Below are 14,932 nucleotides of genomic sequence, written 5' to 3' on the forward strand. Positions count from 1 at the left end.
AGAAGCTCGATGAAGGTCAATCCGAGCGTCAAGAAGATCTGCGACAAGTGCAAGGTGATCCGCCGTCACGGCCGGGTCATGGTGATCTGCGAGAACCCGCGGCACAAGCAGCGGCAGGGCTGACAGCCCCCCAGTCGAGCAGCACACAGCACTTTCGCACCACAGCGCGCATGCTCGTCCGGCCAGGAAACACAGGCCGGACGTCGCCCCCGGAACAGAGGCCGGGGCCTTGCCGGTGACAACAAACTCACCGAGGCGGGCAAGGACGCGGCGCGCCACCACACCTCTGCCGACGAAAGGAACACCGCCACATGGCACGCCTCGTAGGAGTCGACCTTCCGCGCGACAAGCGCATCGAGGTCGCTCTGACCTACATCTTCGGTGTAGGCCGTACTCGCGCCCTGGAGACGCTGCAGAACACCGGGGTTTCCGGTGACAAGCGCGTCCACGAACTGGGCGACGACGAACTGGTGAAGCTCCGGGACTGGATCGAAGCCAACTACAAGATCGAAGGTGACCTCCGCCGTGAGGTGACCGCGGACATCCGCCGCAAGATCGAGATCGGGTCGTACCAGGGTCGCCGGCACCGCAGCGGCCTGCCGGTGCGTGGTCAGCGCACGCGGACCAACGCCCGCAGCCGCAAGGGTCGTCGCAAGGCGATCGCCGGTAAGAAGAAGAAGTGATGACCCGGATGACTTTCGACCACCCCAGGAGCAACTGACCTATGCCTCCCAAGAGCCGCACAGCGGCCGGCGCGAAGAAGGTGCGCCGCAAGGAGAAGAAGAACGTGGCCGCCGGCCACGCGCACATCAAGAGCACGTTCAACAACACGATCGTGACGATCACCGACCCGACCGGCGCGGTCATCTCGTGGGCTTCCGCGGGCACCGTCGGCTTCAAGGGTTCGCGCAAGTCCACCCCGTTCGCCGCGCAGATGGCAGCCGAGGCTGCCGGCCGTCGCGCGATGGAGCACGGCATGCGCAAGATCGACGTCTTCGTGAAGGGTCCCGGCTCCGGCCGTGAGACCGCGATCCGTTCCCTGGGTGCGGTCGGCCTCGAGGTCGGCACCATCCAGGACGTCACCCCGACCGCCCACAACGGCTGCCGCCCGCCGAAGCGGCGCCGGGTCTGATCCAGAGAGGTAGGTAGCGAACATGGCCCGTTACACCGGACCGATGACCAAGAAGTCGCGCCGTCTCGGGGTCGACCTCGTCGGTGGCGACAAGGCGTTCGAGCGCCGTCCGTACCCGCCGGGTATGCACGGCCGCGGCCGTCCCAAGGAGAGCGAGTACCTGCTCCAGCTGCGCGAGAAGCAGAAGGCCCGCTTCTCGTACGGCGTCCTGGAGAAGCAGTTCCGCCGGTACTACGAGGAGGCCTCGCGGCGCTCCGGCAAGACCGGTGACAACCTGCTGATCATCCTGGAGTCCCGGCTGGACAACGTGGTCTACCGCTCCGGCCTGGCCCGGACCAGGCGGCAGGCCCGTCAGCTCGTCGTACACGGTCACTTCACCGTGAACGGCGTCAAGGTGAACATCCCGTCGTACCGGGTGGCTGCCCACGACATCATCGATGTCAAGGCGAAGTCGGCCGAGACGACCCCGTTCATCATCGCCCGGGAGACGCACTCCGAGCGCGTCGTCCCGGCGTGGCTCGAGGTGATGCCCGAGAGGCTGCGGATCCTCGTCCACCAGCTGCCGACCCGGCAGCAGATCGACACCCAGGTCGCCGAGCACCTGATCGTCGAGCTCTACTCGAAGAACTGATCTCAGTCCCGCCGGCGGTCTGGTGGCCGCCGGCGGGACCGGTTCTGTGCTTCACCCATCGCGACCTCAAATAGTGGTCGTCGCGACAGACAAGGAAAACCACAGTGCTTATCGCACAACGCCCCACCCTGACCGAAGAGGTCGTCGGCGAGCACCGCTCGCGGTTCGTGATCGAGCCGCTCGAGCCGGGCTTCGGCTACACCCTCGGCAACTCGATCCGCCGGACCCTGCTGTCCTCCATCCCCGGTGCCGCCGTGACCAGCATCAAGGTCGACGGCGTCCTGCACGAGTTCTCGACCGTTGCCGGGGTCAAGGAAGACGCCACCCAGCTGATCTTGAACCTCAAGGACCTGGTCGTCTCCTCCGAGCACGACGAGCCGGTCACCATGTACCTGCGCAAGCAGGGCCCCGGTGACGTCACCGCCGCCGACATCGCGCCGCCGGCCGGTGTCGAGGTGCACAACCCGGACCTGAAGATCGCCACCCTGAACGAGAAGGGCCGGCTCGAGATGGAGCTGGTCGTCGAGCGGGGCCGTGGTTACGTCTCCGCGATCCAGAACAAGTCCGCCGACGCCGAGATCGGCCGCATGCCGGTCGACTCGATCTACTCGCCGGTGCTCAAGGTCACCTACAAGGTCGAGGCGACCCGTGTCGAGCAGCGCACCGACTTCGACCGGCTGGTCGTCGACGTCGAGACCAAGCCGTCGATGCTGCCCCGCGACGCCGTCGCGTCGGCCGGTAAGACGCTGGTCGAGCTGTTCGGCCTGGCCCGCGAGCTCAACGTCGAGGCCGAGGGCATCGACATCGGCCCGTCGCCGGTCGACGAGCAGATGGCCGCCGACCTGGCACTGCCGGTCGAGGACCTGCAGCTGACCGTCCGGTCGTACAACTGCCTCAAGCGCGAGGGCATCCACACCGTGGGTGAGCTGATCTCGCGCAGCGAGCAGGACCTGCTGGACATCCGCAACTTCGGCTCCAAGTCGATCGACGAGGTCAAGCTGAAGCTGGCCGAGATGGGCCTGTCGCTGAAGGACTCGCCTCCTGGCTTCGACCTGCGTGCGGCCGCCGAGGCCTACGGCACCGAGGCCGAGGACGAGGACGAGAGCTTCGCCGAGACCGAGCAGTACTGAGCTACCGAGCCCAACCCACCCCGGGTCCGAGCGGGCCTGAGATTCCTGGAGTAAGAGATGCCAACCCCCACCAAGGGTGCCCGGCTGGGCGGCAGCCCGGCGCACGAGAAGCTGATCCTCAGCAACCTCGCGACGTCGCTGTTCGAGCACGGCGCCATCACCACCACCGCGGCCAAGGCCAAGCGCCTGCAGCCGCTGGCGGAGTCGATGATCACCAAGGCGAAGCGTGGTGACCTGAACTCGCGCCGCCAGGTGATGAAGCGGATCAAGGACAAGAGCATCGTGCACGTGCTCTTCACCGAGATCGGCGAGCGGTACGCCGACCGTCCGGGCGGCTACACCCGGATCACCAAGCTCGGTCCGCGCAAGGGCGACAACGCCCCGATGGTGAAGATCGAGCTGGTCGAGGCGCTGGCGGACTCGCCGAAGGCCAAGAAGACCGCGAAGAAGGCCCCGGCCAAGAAGGCGGCGGCGAAGAAGGCTGTCGCCGAGGACAAGGCCGACGACAAGGTCGAGGACAAGGCCGAGGACAAGGTCGAGGACGAGGCCAAGGTCCAGGACGTCGTGGACGAGAAGGTCCAGGACGAGACTCCGGAGACCGAGGACAAGTAACACCCAGCTCTCCACAGCGCCCCTCACCGCACGGTGAGGGGCGCTGTTTGCGTTAGATTGCCGTGTGCGCTGGCGGATCGACCTCAAGTACGACGGAACGGCCTTCCACGGCTGGGCCCGGCAGGAGGGTCTCCGGACCGTGCAAGGAGCTCTGGAAGAGGCGCTCCGGGTCGTCCTCCGGCTGCCCGAGCCGCTGACGGTCACCTGCGCCGGCCGGACGGACACCGGCGTCCACGCCCGCGGTCAGGTCGCCCATGTGGACGTCGAAGGCGCTGTAGAGCCGCTCAGGCTCCTCAGAGGCCTCAATGGCGTCCTACCCGAGGATGTAGCTGTCACGGCCGTCACAGCCGCTCCAGATGGCTTTGACGCCCGTTTCTCCGCGCTGGCCCGTCGCTACGTGTACCGGCTCTGTGACGATCCGGCCGGATGGGACCCGCTGACCCGCGGGCATGTACTGCGGGTCGGCCGCCCGATGGACGTGGTCCGGATGAACGCCGCCGCGGCCGGTCTGCTCGGCGAGCACGACTTCGCCGCCTTCTGCAAGAAGCGCGAAGGCGCCAGCACAGTGCGCGCCTTACTGGAGTTCTCCTGGCAACGCACCGCCGTGGGACGGCTGGAAGGCACGGTGATCGCCGACGCCTTCTGCCACTCGATGGTCCGGGCTCTGGTCGGCTCCATGATCCCCGTTGGTGACGGACGCCGTGACATCGACTGGCCGGCCGCCGTACTGGCCGGCAAGGTCCGGGACCCGGCCGTATCGGTGCTGCCCGCGCACGGCCTCACACTGGAGGAAGTGCGCTACCCGGCGGATGACGAGTTGGCCGCACGGGCGCTGCAGGCCCGCCAAGTGAGGGGAGAGGTGCACCAGCGTGGCTGACCACTACTTCTCGGCAGAGCCCGGTTCCGCGGACGTACGACGTACTGTCGAGGCGCGGATCTGGGGTCGCGAGTACACCTTCACGACCGCGACCGGGGTGTTCTCCCGGGACCGCTTGGACATCGGCACGGCGGTATTGCTGCGCGAGGTGGACCCGCCGACCGGTTCCGGGACGTTCCTCGACCTGGGGACCGGCTACGGCCCGATCGCCTGTGCCATCGCGGTGGAGGCACCCGAGGCGCAGATGTGGGCGGTCGACGTGAACACCCGGGCGCTGGAGCTGACCGCGGAGAACGCCAAGGCCGCAGGGGTTGCGGACCGCGTGCACCCGGTGCTGCCGGACGGCGTACCCGCGGAGGTGCGGTTCGACGAGATCTGGTCGAATCCGGCGATCCACATCGGCAAGGCGGAGTTGCACAAGATGCTGCTGCTCTGGCTGGGCCGTCTTGCCCCCGGTGGCGTGGCACGCTTCGTCGTCGGCAAGAACCTGGGCGGTGACTCGTTGCAGCGCTGGCTGACCGAGCAGGGCTATCCCTGCGACCGGACCGGCAGCGCGAAGGGGTTCCGGGTACTGCGTGCAACGAACGCGGGCCCGTCGCCGTCCTGAGGGTATGGAGGCAGCCTTGGCGGCAGCAGAGGCACGGACGAGCCCGATCGAGTTCGAGCTCTGGGTCACCGAGAAGGCAGACGCGCTGCTGCGGTTCGCGTACGTCCTGACCGGGGACAAAGCCCTGGCCGAGGACGCCGTCCAGGATGCCCTGACGACAGCCTGCGCCCGGTGGAGCCGGGTCAGCAGGGCCGACGACCCCGAGGCGTACGTGAAGCGAATGGTGGTGAACGCACACATCTCCTGGTGGCGCCGGTTCCGCCGCCGGGAGGCACCGTCGCCTGACCCGATCCGGACCGCACCGTCCGCCTCGGACGGTGCGACCGCGCGCGCCGAGTCCGATGCGGTCTGGGCACTGTGCGCGACGCTGCCGGACAAGCAGCGGGCAGCCGTCGTACTGCGGTTCTACGAGGAGCTCTCGTACGCCGAGATCGGTGCGCTGTTGCACTGCGCGGAGGCGACCGCCCGATCGCACGTACACCGAGCACTGGCCGCACTGAAAACCACGCTGAGCAAGGAAGGAGCCGAGGATGCCTGAGCACGACCCTGAGCAGGAGCTCGGCCCCAAGATCTCCTCCGCGTTCCAGAACAAGGCCGACGCCAGTGAGCTGACTGGCAGCGGGATGGCGAGGGAAGCGCGCCGGCGCGTCCGGAAAAGGCGCCAGACACTCACCATGGCCGCGGCGGCGGCCGTGGTGGCAATAGCCATCGGCGGTGTGTGGAACGCGGTGGGCAACGAGGTGCCGACCGCGTCGAACGCCAGCGACACTGGCGCGAAGGAGGCGGCCGGGTCCGGCTCCGCTCCAGGCCGGTCGAATCCAGGCATCCTGCCGAACAAGGAGGATGCGCCCTGTCCGCCCGACCACCCGATCCTGAAGGCCGGCGGTCACAACACAGTCCCGGCCGGGACCGGCCTGGACCTGGCAACGCCGGTGACCGGACTGCAGGCCTGCCGCTACCGCCTCACGCCCGACGCGACCGGACTGCTCGGGCAGCAGCGGTTCAACGCGGACGTAGCGCAGCAGGTGGTCGACGCGATCAAGGTACTGCCGGAGCGCAACCCGTCCTTGCCGGTCTTCAAGTGCACCCCACAGTCGGCCCAGCCGTCCGAGGCGATCGTGCTGCGCTTCGACACCGCTGACGGCGTCCGTGAGGTGTGGGTCGAGTACGACGGCTGTGACTCGGCCGGCTTCTTCACCGGCACCCACACCTACGGCCTGTTCGCCGCTCCCCTCAAGCTGTTCATGGTCGATTCGGTCAGACCGACCGGAGGCACCTTCCTGAGCGCTCTCGGGGACTGGTGACGATAAGGGTTCGCCTGTCGGTGGGTACGACGGTCAGACTGGTGGGATGGGCCACGTAGATGTCGCCGGGATCGGTTACGAACTGCCGGACGGGCGGGTGTTGCTGGACGACATCACGTTCCGGGTGGCCGACGGGGCCAAGGTCGCGCTGGTCGGGGCGAACGGTTCCGGCAAGACCACGCTGACCAGGATCATCGCGGGCGACCTGAAGCCGCACTCCGGCAGCATCGCGCGGTCCGGCGGGCTCGGCGTGATGCGCCAGTTCGTCGGCTCGGTGCGCGACTCGTCGACCGTGCGCGACCTGCTGCTCGGTGTCGCACCGCAGGCGATCCAGGACGCCGCGGCCAAGCTGGACAAGGCCGAGCTGACGATGATGGACGCCGACGACGAGAAGACCCAGCTGAAGTACGCGCAGGCGGTGTCCGACTGGGGTGAGGTCGGCGGGTACGACGCCGAGGTCCTGTGGGACGTCTGTACGACGGCCGCCCTCGGCGTACCGTTCGACCGCTGTCGCTGGCGTGAGGTGAAGACGCTGTCCGGCGGTGAGCAGAAGCGCCTGGTGCTGGAGGCCCTGCTGCGCGGTCCGGACCAGGTCCTGATGCTCGACGAGCCGGACAACTACCTCGACGTACCGGGCAAGCGCTGGCTGGAGGAGCAGCTCCGCAGCACCGACAAGACCGTGCTCTACATCAGCCACGACCGTGAGCTGCTGGCCAACACCGCCACCCAGATCGTCACCGTCGAGCTGGGAGCCGCGGGCAACACCGCCTGGACACACGGCGGCGGGTTCCGGACGTACCACGAGGCCCGGCAGCACCGGTTCGAACGGTTCGAGGAGCTGCGCAAGCGCTGGGACGAGGAGCACGCGAAGCTCCGCGCGCTGATGCTCATGTACAAGCAGAAGGCGGCGTACAACTCCGACATGGCGTCGCGCTACCGGGCCGCACAGACGCGGCTGCGCAGATTCGAGGAGGCCGGTCCGCCGCAGGCGCTGCCACGCGAGCAGAAGGTCAGCATGCGGCTGACCGGTGGCCGCACCGGCAAGCGTGCGGTGGTGTGCAGCGCGTTGGAGCTCACGGGCCTGATGAAGCCCTTCGACCTGGAGGTCTGGTACGGCGAACGCGTCGCCGTACTGGGGTCCAACGGGTCCGGGAAGTCGCACTTCCTCCGGCTGCTCGCCAACGGTGGCTCCGACCCGGACATCGAGCACCAGCCGATCGGCGACGTACAGATCGCTCCGGTCGCGCACACCGGCAAGGCCAAGCTCGGTGCCCGCGTCCGGCCGGGATGGTTCGCGCAGACGCACGAGCACCCGGAGCTGGTCGGCCGGACGTTGCTGGAGATCCTGCACCGGGGCGACGAGCACCGGGAGGGGATGGGCCGCGAGCTGGCGTCGCGGAAGCTGGACCGGTACGAGCTGGCGCACGCGGCCGAGCAGACGTTCGACAGTCTGTCCGGCGGACAGCAGGCGCGGTTCCAGATCCTGCTGCTCGAGCTGTCCGGTGCGACGCTGCTCCTGCTCGACGAGCCGACCGACAACCTGGACGTCGAGTCCGCCGAGGCGCTGGAGGAAGGCCTGGACTCCTTCGACGGCACGGTGCTGGCGGTCACCCACGACCGCTGGTTCGCCCGCGGCTTCGACCGCCATCTCGTCTTCGGTGCCGACGGCACCGTCTACGAGTCCGACGAACCAGTGTGGGACGAGGGCCGGGTAGAACGCGCTCGCTAAGGCGCTGTGCACCAGCCGTCGCGGTAGGCGGCCCAGTTGGCCGGGGTGGCGGTGAAGTCGACGTACAGAGCCAGACCGAAGTTTTGACGGTCCGAGGTGCCCAGTCCTAGCCGGGCGCCTCGGACCGCAGCCTCGACGGTCTCCGCATGGCCCCAGTGCGACGGATTGCTCTCCCAATACGCCGGGAGGCCCATGAGCAGGTCGGTGGACGCGGGAGTCGCCTCCAGCGCGAGCTTGGTCTGCTTGGCGACATAGCCGCCGTACAAAGACTCCACTGGCATCGCGGTGTCGTAGGACATCACGGCGATCTGCTCGACGCGGCGCGAGACCTCACCGAAGTACTCCTGCGACCACCACTTGTCGATCGGGATCCTATGGAGCTGCCAGAGCGGGTCGATCTGGGCAGCCGCGACGGACAGAGGTACTCCGATGGCCCGGGTTGCATCCAGCACCGCGAGAAAACCCTTGGAGCCGGACTTCACCGGCTCGAAGTCGTAGTGGATGCCCTGAAAGCCCTGGTCCAGAACAGCTTTCGCCGACGCGACCACTCGGGTGCGCACCGCAGGGTCGTCCAGATCCATCCCCGGGTCCTTCCCCGGCTGTACGACGTCCCCGAGCCACGCCTGCACGCGTACGTCGGGAGCCGCGGTCCGCATCGCCTCCGTGAACCAGCGGGCCTTCGGTGAGACCTTGGCCAACGGCAGTGAGCCGTCGTGCTCCAGCGGACCGGTGTGGACGTAGAGATCCCGGATGCCTGTGCCGTTGAGTTGCTGGGCCAACGCGGTGACATCGGCCGCCGTCTTGCGTCCGTCGACCCAGGCATGGCCGAGCCACAGAGCGTCGTGGTTCCGCGTCCGCGTGTCGGCTGCGGGCTCACCGACGTACTGCAGGCGCAACGACACCGGGTACGCCGACAGCAGTAGGACCAGCGCCAGCGCGATGACCACCAGGACCCGGTGCCTCCGCGACCAGCGCCTCACGAACGAGGCTTCAGGCCGTCATAGACCAGGACAAGCATCCGATCGCGCACCTCCGGCGTCAGCCCGACCGCCGTCGCACCGCGTGAGGCCCCGATCAGCAGGGCATACACCTCAGCGAACTGCGCGTCGGCCCGCACTGCGCCGCTGCTCTGAGCCCGGGCGAGCAGCTTGTCGAAGGCCTCGCGCATGCCGGCCCCCGCCTCCCGCACGCCCGTGCCGAGAGCCGGTCCGGCGGCGATCAGCGCCTCGCCGATCGCCAGCTTCGTCGCCGACTCCGCCACGACCTGGCTGAAGAACCCGAAGAACGCAGGCCCGGGATCGTCGCTCGCGGCCAGCTTCAGTGCCCGGTCGCGCAGCCGGTCCAGCCGCAACGCCAGCACCGCCTCGAGCAGATCGACCTTGGTCGGGAAATGCCGGAACACGGTCGCGATGCCGACGCCGGCCAGCTTCGCGACGTCGTCGGTGGACGCGTTCGGCGACCGGCCGAACACCTCGTCCGCAGCGGTCATGATCCGGGCCCGGTTGTCCCGCGCGTCTGCTCGCACCCTTGTCCCTTCCCTCGCCTCTCAGCCTAGGAGACGCCGCCCGGCGACCGGGGGTTGTAAACGAAGTCGTTACTTCGTATATTCGAAGTCATCACTCCGCTTAACTGTAAGGATTGCAGATGACACCCGAAGAGGTCTTCCTGGCCGTCGCTCGCGGCGTCTCGAACCGCGAGTACGACAACCTGCACGAGCTGTATGCCGAGCAGACCGACGTCCGTCATCCGATGAACCCGTTCGGTGACCGGCCGCTGCTGAGCCGGCAGGCGCTGCGCGAGCACTTCGCGTCCGCGCGGTCACTGGTCGGCGATGTCGTGCGGTTCGAGCCGGTCAACGTCCGGATCCACCACACCTGCGATCCTGAGGTGATCGTGGCCGAGTTCGAGTACGCCGGCACCGTCGCGGCGAGCGGTGCGCCGTTCAGCGTCCCCGGGATCTTCGTACTGCGGGTCCGCGACGGCCTCATCGTCGAGTCCCGTGACTACATCGACCACGTGGCGATGATGCGCGCCCGCGGCCAGGTCGAGAAGCTGATCGACGTACTGCGGGAACCGGCCGGCGCACCCGCCGCGTCGTAGTCCGCAGAGGCGCCGGATGGCCCCGGACCGAGGCAACAGAGCCCGCCCGGGGCCATCTCCAATTCCTCAAGCCCGCAGCCGCAGCGGTGAGGCGGCCAGAGCCTTCGCGGCGATCACCAGGCCGGCGGCCGCCAGCACGATGTCCTTCAGTACGTACTGCGCCTCCAGCGTCGGAGCACCCGGGAACAGGTCGCTGAAGAACAGCACCAGCGGCGACATGATCCCGACCAGCGAGAACCCGAGCACCAGCAGCCCGGTGCGCAGGAACCGGCCGGAGACCAGCGTCAGTCCGATGAAGCACTCCATCACCGCGGTCAGCAGCACCGCGGAGCGGCCGTGGATGACGCCGAGAGTCAGCGTGTCGATGGTCCGCATCACCAGCGCCTCCGCCGGGCTCGCACCCGGGAAGAACTTCAGTACGCCGAAGGTGAGAAAGATCAGTCCGAGACTGACCCGCAGGATGTCGACACTCTGCCGGCCGAGCCAGTCGGCCAGTCGATTTCCCTTGTACAGCAAGGCATTCATGGTGGTCTCCCTGTCGTGTTCGATGTCACGAACAGACTCCCGAAAACCACCCACCTACCGCGTCGGGCAGCCGAGGGCATTTCCGCTACCCCAGCCGCGGTAGGCCTCAGGGTGACCCTGAGGCCTGGGGGAGTAGGTCACTCGAGCCGGCGGCCGTCCAGCCTCAGCCGTCGTACCGTGGTCTCGGCGAAGCGGCCCCGGTCCCGCACGCCGGGGTACGACGCGACGGTCACGGTACGCCGTTCGATCCGTGGAGGCCGGAGATGGGACAGCCCTCGACCCGGGGGCCGAGGGCTGTGCGGTGGTGCAGAGGTCAGCGGTCGCCGATGGGGACGTACTGGACGCCTCGTTCGCCGGTGTAGATCTGCTTGGGCCGGGCGATCTTCTGATCGCCGTCGCCGAGCATCTCCAGCCACTGGGCCAGCCAGCCCGACGTTCGCGGGATCGCGAACAGGACGGTGAACATCTCCGGCGGGAACTGCAGGGCCTCGTAGATCAGGCCGGAGTAGAAGTCGACGTTCGGGTAGAGCTTGCGGGAGACGAAGTAGTCGTCCTCCAGCGCGATCTTCTCCAGTTCGACGGCGATCTTCAGCAACGGGTTGATCCCGGTCACCTCGAACACGTCGTCGGCGGCCTTCTTGATGATCTTGGCCCGCGGGTCGTAGTTCTTGTAGACCCGGTGACCGAAGCCCATCAGCCGCTCGTCGCCGTTCTTGACGCCCTCGATGAACGACGGGACGTGATCGACCGAGCCGATCCGGCGGAGCATCTTCAGGACCGCCTCGTTGGCGCCGCCGTGCAGCGGGCCGTAGAGCGCACCGATGCCGCCGGCAACGGCCGTGTACGGGTCGACCTGGGTGGAGCCGATCGCCCGGACCGCGTTGGTGGAGGCGTTCTGCTCGTGGTCGGCGTGCAGGATGAACAGGATCTCCAGCGCCCGCACCAGCCGGTCGTCGGCGGCGTACTTGGGCTCGCTCATCTTGAACAGCATGGACAGGAAGTTCGCCGTGTAGCTCAGCTCGTTGTCCGGGTACACGTACGGCTTGCCCTGGGCGTGCCGGAACGCGAAGGCACCCAGCGTCGGCATCTTCGCGATCAGCCGCCGGATCTGCAGCGCCCGCGACTCCTCGTCGAAGATGTTGCGCGACTCGGGGTAGAAGGTGGACAGCGCACCGACCGAGGCCAGCAGCATGCCCATCGGGTGGGCGTCGTACCGGAACCCCTGCATGAAGGTCTTCAGGTTCTCGTGCACGAACGTGTGATACGTCACGTCGTGCGCCCAGGCCTCGTACTCCGCCTTGTTCGGTAGCTTGCCGTTCACCAGCAGGTAGGCCACCTCGAGGTAGTTCGACTGCTCGGCGAGCTGCTCGATCGGGTAGCCGCGGTACTCGAGGATGCCCTTGTCGCCGTCGATGAAGGTGACGGAGGAGCGGCAGGAGGCGGTGTTGACGAATCCCGGGTCGTAGGTGGCCAGGCCACCGTCGCCGTCGGTGGCGCTGATCTTCTTCAGGTCGGCGGCACGGATTGTGCCATCGGTGATGGCAAGGTCGAAGTCCTTGCCGGTCCGGTTGTCCCGGACGGTGAGCGACTGTTCGGTCACAATGCCCTCTTCGGAAGCTGGCGTCATCGCCTGGTGAGTGAGGGTTATCGTCAGCCGGCGGGACGCGGGTTCGGACTTGATTCTTCACGGCTAAACTAGTGCTGTCCTCGACTCCTTCCAAGCCGGGGTCTCCTGCGGGTCTGGGCTCGCTTTGACCCCAGGGTGCCGACGCCGGTATTCTGGGCTGCTGTTGTGCGTTCCAGGTCCTTGCCACGTCGGCGGACCGCTCGCCGACGTCCCAGTTTTGTCAACCTCTGAGAAACGAAGGTCAACGACCGTGCGCACGTACAGCCCGAAGCCTGCTGACGTCATCCGTGAGTGGCACGTGATCGACGCCACCGACGTCACGCTCGGTCGGCTCGCCGTCCAGATCGCCACCCTGCTGCGCGGCAAGCACAAGCCGACGTTCGCGCCGCACGTGGACGGCGGCGACTTCGTCGTCGTCATCAACGCCTCCAAGGTCGCCCTGTCCGGCACCAAGCGGACGGACAAGCTGGCCTACCGCCACTCGGGTCACCCGGGTGGTCTGACGGCCACGCCGATCGGCGAGATCCTCGACAAGGACCCTCGCAAGGCCGTCGAGAAGGCTGTCTGGGGCATGCTGCCGAAGAACCGCCTGAGCCGGAAGCTGCTCACCAAGCTGAAGGTGTACGCCGGTCCGGAGCACCCGCACACCGCCCAGCAGCCGAAGCCGTTCGAGATCACCCAGATCGCCCAGTAAGCGATCGACGAGCCAGGTAAACGAGGAATTTCAGCGTGAGCGACATCACCACCGAGACCGAAGAGTTCGACGCCGAGGTCCCCATCGACAACGAGGGCCCGGTCGCCTACACCTCCGAGACGAACCCGACTCCGGAGCAGCGCGCCGAGACGGGTCGCGTCGCGGTGATCAACCCGGCCGCGGCCACCGGTCGCCGCAAGGAGGCCGTCGCCCGCGTCCGCCTGGTGCCCGGCACGGGACAGTGGACCGTCAACGGCAAGCCGCTGGACGTCTACTTCCCGAACAAGGTGCACCAGCAGCACGTGAACGAGCCGTTCGTCGTCGCGGGCCTGGAGGGCTCGTACGACGTGATCGCCCGGATCAACGGCGGTGGCATCACCGGCCAGGCCGGTGCGCTGCAGCTCGGCGTGGCCCGCTGCCTGAACGCGGCGGACCTCGAGGCGAACCGCCCGGGGCTGAAGAAGGCCGGCCTGCTGACCCGCGACGCGCGGATCAAGGAGCGCAAGAAGGCCGGACTCAAGAAGGCCCGTAAGGCGCCTCAGTACAGCAAGCGCTGATCACCTGATGGGGCGTTTGTTCGGCACGGACGGAGTCCGTGGCCTGGCGAACGTGGACCTGACCGCGGAGCTGGCGCTCGACCTCTCGGTCGCGGCAGCTCACGTACTCGGCGAGGCCGGTGCCTTCGAAGGGCACCGGCCACGCGCCGTTGTGGGGCGGGATCCACGCGCCAGTGGTGAGTTCCTGGAAGCCGCGGTGGTGGCCGGTCTGGCCAGCGCCGGCGTCGACGTGGTCAAGCTCGGCGTACTGCCGACTCCGGCCGTGGCGTACCTGACCGGCTCGACCGGCGCCGACCTCGGCGTGATGCTGTCCGCCAGCCACAACCCGATGCCGGACAACGGCATCAAGTTCCTGGCCCGCGGCGGGATCAAGCTCGACGACCTGATCGAGGACGCGATCGAGGCCCGGATGAACGAGCAGTGGCAGCGCCCGACCGGCGCGGCCGTCGGCCGGGTGCTCGAGGACGGCCAGGGCTTCGAGACCTATGTCTCGCATCTGGTCCGCTCCGCGCCGAACCGGTTCGACGGCATCAAGGTCGTCATCGACTGTGCCAACGGTGCCGCGTCGCAGACCGCGCCGGAGGCACTGCGCCGGCTCGGCGCCGAGGTGATCACGTACGCCGCCGCACCCGACGGCCTGAACATCAACCTGGACTGCGGATCCACCCACCTGGAGGGTCTGCAGCGCGAGGTGCTCGGTCACCGTGCCGACCTCGGCATCGCCCTCGACGGTGACGCCGACCGGTGCCTGGCCGTGGACGCCAACGGCGAGCTCGTGGACGGCGACCAGATCCTCGCGATCCTCGCCCTGGCCATGCGCGACAGCGGCCGGTTGTCGAACGACACCGTGGTCGCCACCGTGATGAGCAACCTGGGCTTCGTCCAGGCGATGGTCCGGGAGCGGATCGCGGTCGAGCAGACCAAGGTCGGCGACCGGTACGTGCTCGAGGCAATGAAAGCGGGCGGTCACAAGCTCGGCGGCGAGCAGTCCGGGCATGTGATCCTGTCCGACCACGCCACCACCGGCGACGGCACCCTGACCGCGGTCATGCTGCTCGCCCGGCTCGCCCAGACCGGCAAGTCCCTGAGCGACCTGGCCGGCGCGATGACCCGCCTGCCGCAGGTCCTCGTCAACGTGAAGAACGTCGACAAGACCCGCGCCGGCACGGACCCGGCTGTCCAGACGGCGGTGGCCGAAGCCACCAACCGCCTGGGCGACACCGGTCGCGTCCTGCTCCGCCCGTCCGGCACCGAGCCCCTGGTCCGGGTCATGGTCGAGGCCGAGTCGTCCGACGCGGCCCACGAGATCGCCCACTCCCTCGCCGACGTAGTGGCCACGTCCCTCAAGCTCTGAGCTGCTTGAACACCATCCGGCGACCTTGAACAGGAAATACCCTGTTCAAGGTC

The 14,932-nt window shown here is 67.9% G+C and carries 19 protein-coding genes; 15 read left to right on the plus strand and 4 right to left on the minus strand.

Annotation, left to right across the window (positions count from 1 at the left end; genetic code table 11):
* Nucleotides 1–9 precede the first annotated feature (9 nt).
* The 11 genes from rpmJ to OG817_RS43255 all read left to right on the plus strand — a co-directional run bounded on the left by rpmJ (nucleotide 10) and on the right by OG817_RS43255 (nucleotide 8,022).
* Nucleotides 10–123, plus strand: coding sequence for a 50S ribosomal protein L36 (rpmJ, locus tag OG817_RS43205; RefSeq protein WP_008361054.1), 114 nt, complete (start codon nucleotides 10–12; stop codon nucleotides 121–123).
* Between the two features lie 188 nt (nucleotides 124–311).
* Nucleotides 312–683 (plus strand): 30S ribosomal protein S13, encoded by a 372-nt coding sequence (gene rpsM, locus OG817_RS43210; protein WP_131360979.1) that lies wholly within the window; start codon nucleotides 312–314, stop codon nucleotides 681–683.
* A 41-nt stretch (nucleotides 684–724) separates the two neighbouring features.
* Nucleotides 725–1,132, plus strand: coding sequence for a 30S ribosomal protein S11 (gene rpsK / locus OG817_RS43215; protein ID WP_012923659.1), 408 nt, complete (start codon nucleotides 725–727; stop codon nucleotides 1,130–1,132).
* A gap of 22 nt (nucleotides 1,133–1,154) precedes the next feature.
* Nucleotides 1,155–1,763 (plus strand): 30S ribosomal protein S4, encoded by a 609-nt coding sequence (gene rpsD / locus OG817_RS43220; protein ID WP_131360977.1) that lies wholly within the window; start codon nucleotides 1,155–1,157, stop codon nucleotides 1,761–1,763.
* A gap of 104 nt (nucleotides 1,764–1,867) precedes the next feature.
* Nucleotides 1,868–2,893, plus strand: coding sequence for a DNA-directed RNA polymerase subunit alpha (locus OG817_RS43225; RefSeq protein ID WP_131360975.1), 1,026 nt, complete (start codon nucleotides 1,868–1,870; stop codon nucleotides 2,891–2,893).
* Between the two features lie 57 nt (nucleotides 2,894–2,950).
* Entirely contained in the window at nucleotides 2,951–3,505 is a 555-nt protein-coding gene (rplQ, locus tag OG817_RS43230) for a 50S ribosomal protein L17 (protein ID WP_406050836.1), read from the plus strand.
* A gap of 64 nt (nucleotides 3,506–3,569) precedes the next feature.
* Nucleotides 3,570–4,382: a tRNA pseudouridine(38-40) synthase TruA gene (gene truA, locus OG817_RS43235; RefSeq protein WP_406050837.1), complete on the plus strand. Its 813-nt coding sequence runs from the start codon at nucleotides 3,570–3,572 to the stop codon at nucleotides 4,380–4,382.
* Nucleotides 4,375–4,989 carry a class I SAM-dependent methyltransferase gene (locus OG817_RS43240; RefSeq protein WP_406050838.1) on the plus strand — a complete coding sequence of 205 codons (615 nt, stop codon included), beginning with the start codon at nucleotides 4,375–4,377 and terminating at the stop codon, nucleotides 4,987–4,989. Before truA ends, OG817_RS43240 begins: the two co-directional genes overlap by 8 nt.
* Nucleotides 4,990–5,005: 16 nt before the next feature.
* Nucleotides 5,006–5,527 (plus strand): SigE family RNA polymerase sigma factor, encoded by a 522-nt coding sequence (locus OG817_RS43245; protein ID WP_396392313.1) that lies wholly within the window; start codon nucleotides 5,006–5,008, stop codon nucleotides 5,525–5,527.
* Nucleotides 5,520–6,293, plus strand: a complete 774-nt coding sequence (locus OG817_RS43250) for a hypothetical protein (RefSeq protein ID WP_406050840.1) — start codon at nucleotides 5,520–5,522, stop codon at nucleotides 6,291–6,293. Before OG817_RS43245 ends, OG817_RS43250 begins: the two co-directional genes overlap by 8 nt.
* Before the next feature lie 46 nt (nucleotides 6,294–6,339).
* Nucleotides 6,340–8,022 (plus strand): ABC-F family ATP-binding cassette domain-containing protein, encoded by a 1,683-nt coding sequence (locus OG817_RS43255; protein WP_406050842.1) that lies wholly within the window; start codon nucleotides 6,340–6,342, stop codon nucleotides 8,020–8,022.
* On the opposite strand, the gene OG817_RS43260 is transcribed toward OG817_RS43255, so the two are convergent.
* Both OG817_RS43260 and OG817_RS43265 read right to left on the minus strand, forming a co-directional pair.
* Nucleotides 8,019–9,002, minus strand: a complete 984-nt coding sequence (locus OG817_RS43260) for a hypothetical protein (protein WP_406050843.1) — start codon at nucleotides 9,000–9,002, stop codon at nucleotides 8,019–8,021. The genes OG817_RS43255 and OG817_RS43260 overlap by 4 nt on opposite strands.
* Nucleotides 8,999–9,547, minus strand: a complete 549-nt coding sequence (locus OG817_RS43265) for a TetR/AcrR family transcriptional regulator (protein ID WP_406050845.1) — start codon at nucleotides 9,545–9,547, stop codon at nucleotides 8,999–9,001. Before OG817_RS43265 ends, OG817_RS43260 begins: the two co-directional genes overlap by 4 nt.
* 119 nt (nucleotides 9,548–9,666) lie before the next feature.
* On the opposite strand from OG817_RS43265, the gene OG817_RS43270 reads away from it, so the two are divergent.
* Nucleotides 9,667–10,122: a nuclear transport factor 2 family protein gene (locus OG817_RS43270; RefSeq protein WP_406050847.1), complete on the plus strand. Its 456-nt coding sequence runs from the start codon at nucleotides 9,667–9,669 to the stop codon at nucleotides 10,120–10,122.
* Nucleotides 10,123–10,188: 66 nt separating this feature from the next.
* Here the strand turns inward: OG817_RS43270 and OG817_RS43275 are convergent, their stop codons facing one another.
* Complete coding sequence (locus OG817_RS43275) at nucleotides 10,189–10,647, minus strand: DoxX family protein (RefSeq protein WP_406050848.1); 459 nt, start codon at nucleotides 10,645–10,647, stop codon at nucleotides 10,189–10,191.
* Between the two features lie 313 nt (nucleotides 10,648–10,960).
* The gene (locus OG817_RS43280) at nucleotides 10,961–12,247 is read right to left on the minus strand and encodes a citrate synthase (protein ID WP_406050850.1); all 1,287 of its coding nucleotides are present in this window, start codon (nucleotides 12,245–12,247) and stop codon (nucleotides 10,961–10,963) included.
* Nucleotides 12,248–12,524: 277 nt separating this feature from the next.
* On the opposite strand from OG817_RS43280, the gene rplM reads away from it, so the two are divergent.
* Genes rplM through glmM form a run of 3 tightly spaced genes read left to right on the plus strand, consistent with a single transcriptional unit; the run spans nucleotide 12,525 to nucleotide 14,879 of the window.
* Complete coding sequence (gene rplM, locus OG817_RS43285) at nucleotides 12,525–12,968, plus strand: 50S ribosomal protein L13 (RefSeq protein WP_360446622.1); 444 nt, start codon at nucleotides 12,525–12,527, stop codon at nucleotides 12,966–12,968.
* A 35-nt stretch (nucleotides 12,969–13,003) separates the two neighbouring features.
* The gene (gene rpsI / locus OG817_RS43290) at nucleotides 13,004–13,525 is read left to right on the plus strand and encodes a 30S ribosomal protein S9 (protein ID WP_131360939.1); all 522 of its coding nucleotides are present in this window, start codon (nucleotides 13,004–13,006) and stop codon (nucleotides 13,523–13,525) included.
* Between the two features lie 7 nt (nucleotides 13,526–13,532).
* Entirely contained in the window at nucleotides 13,533–14,879 is a 1,347-nt protein-coding gene (glmM, locus tag OG817_RS43295) for a phosphoglucosamine mutase (RefSeq protein WP_406050852.1), read from the plus strand.
* Nucleotides 14,880–14,932 lie beyond the last annotated feature (53 nt).

The sequence above is a fragment of the Kribbella sp. NBC_00889 genome (genome assembly GCF_045207705.1).
Taxonomy (GTDB): Bacteria; Actinomycetota; Actinomycetes; order Propionibacteriales; family Kribbellaceae; genus Kribbella.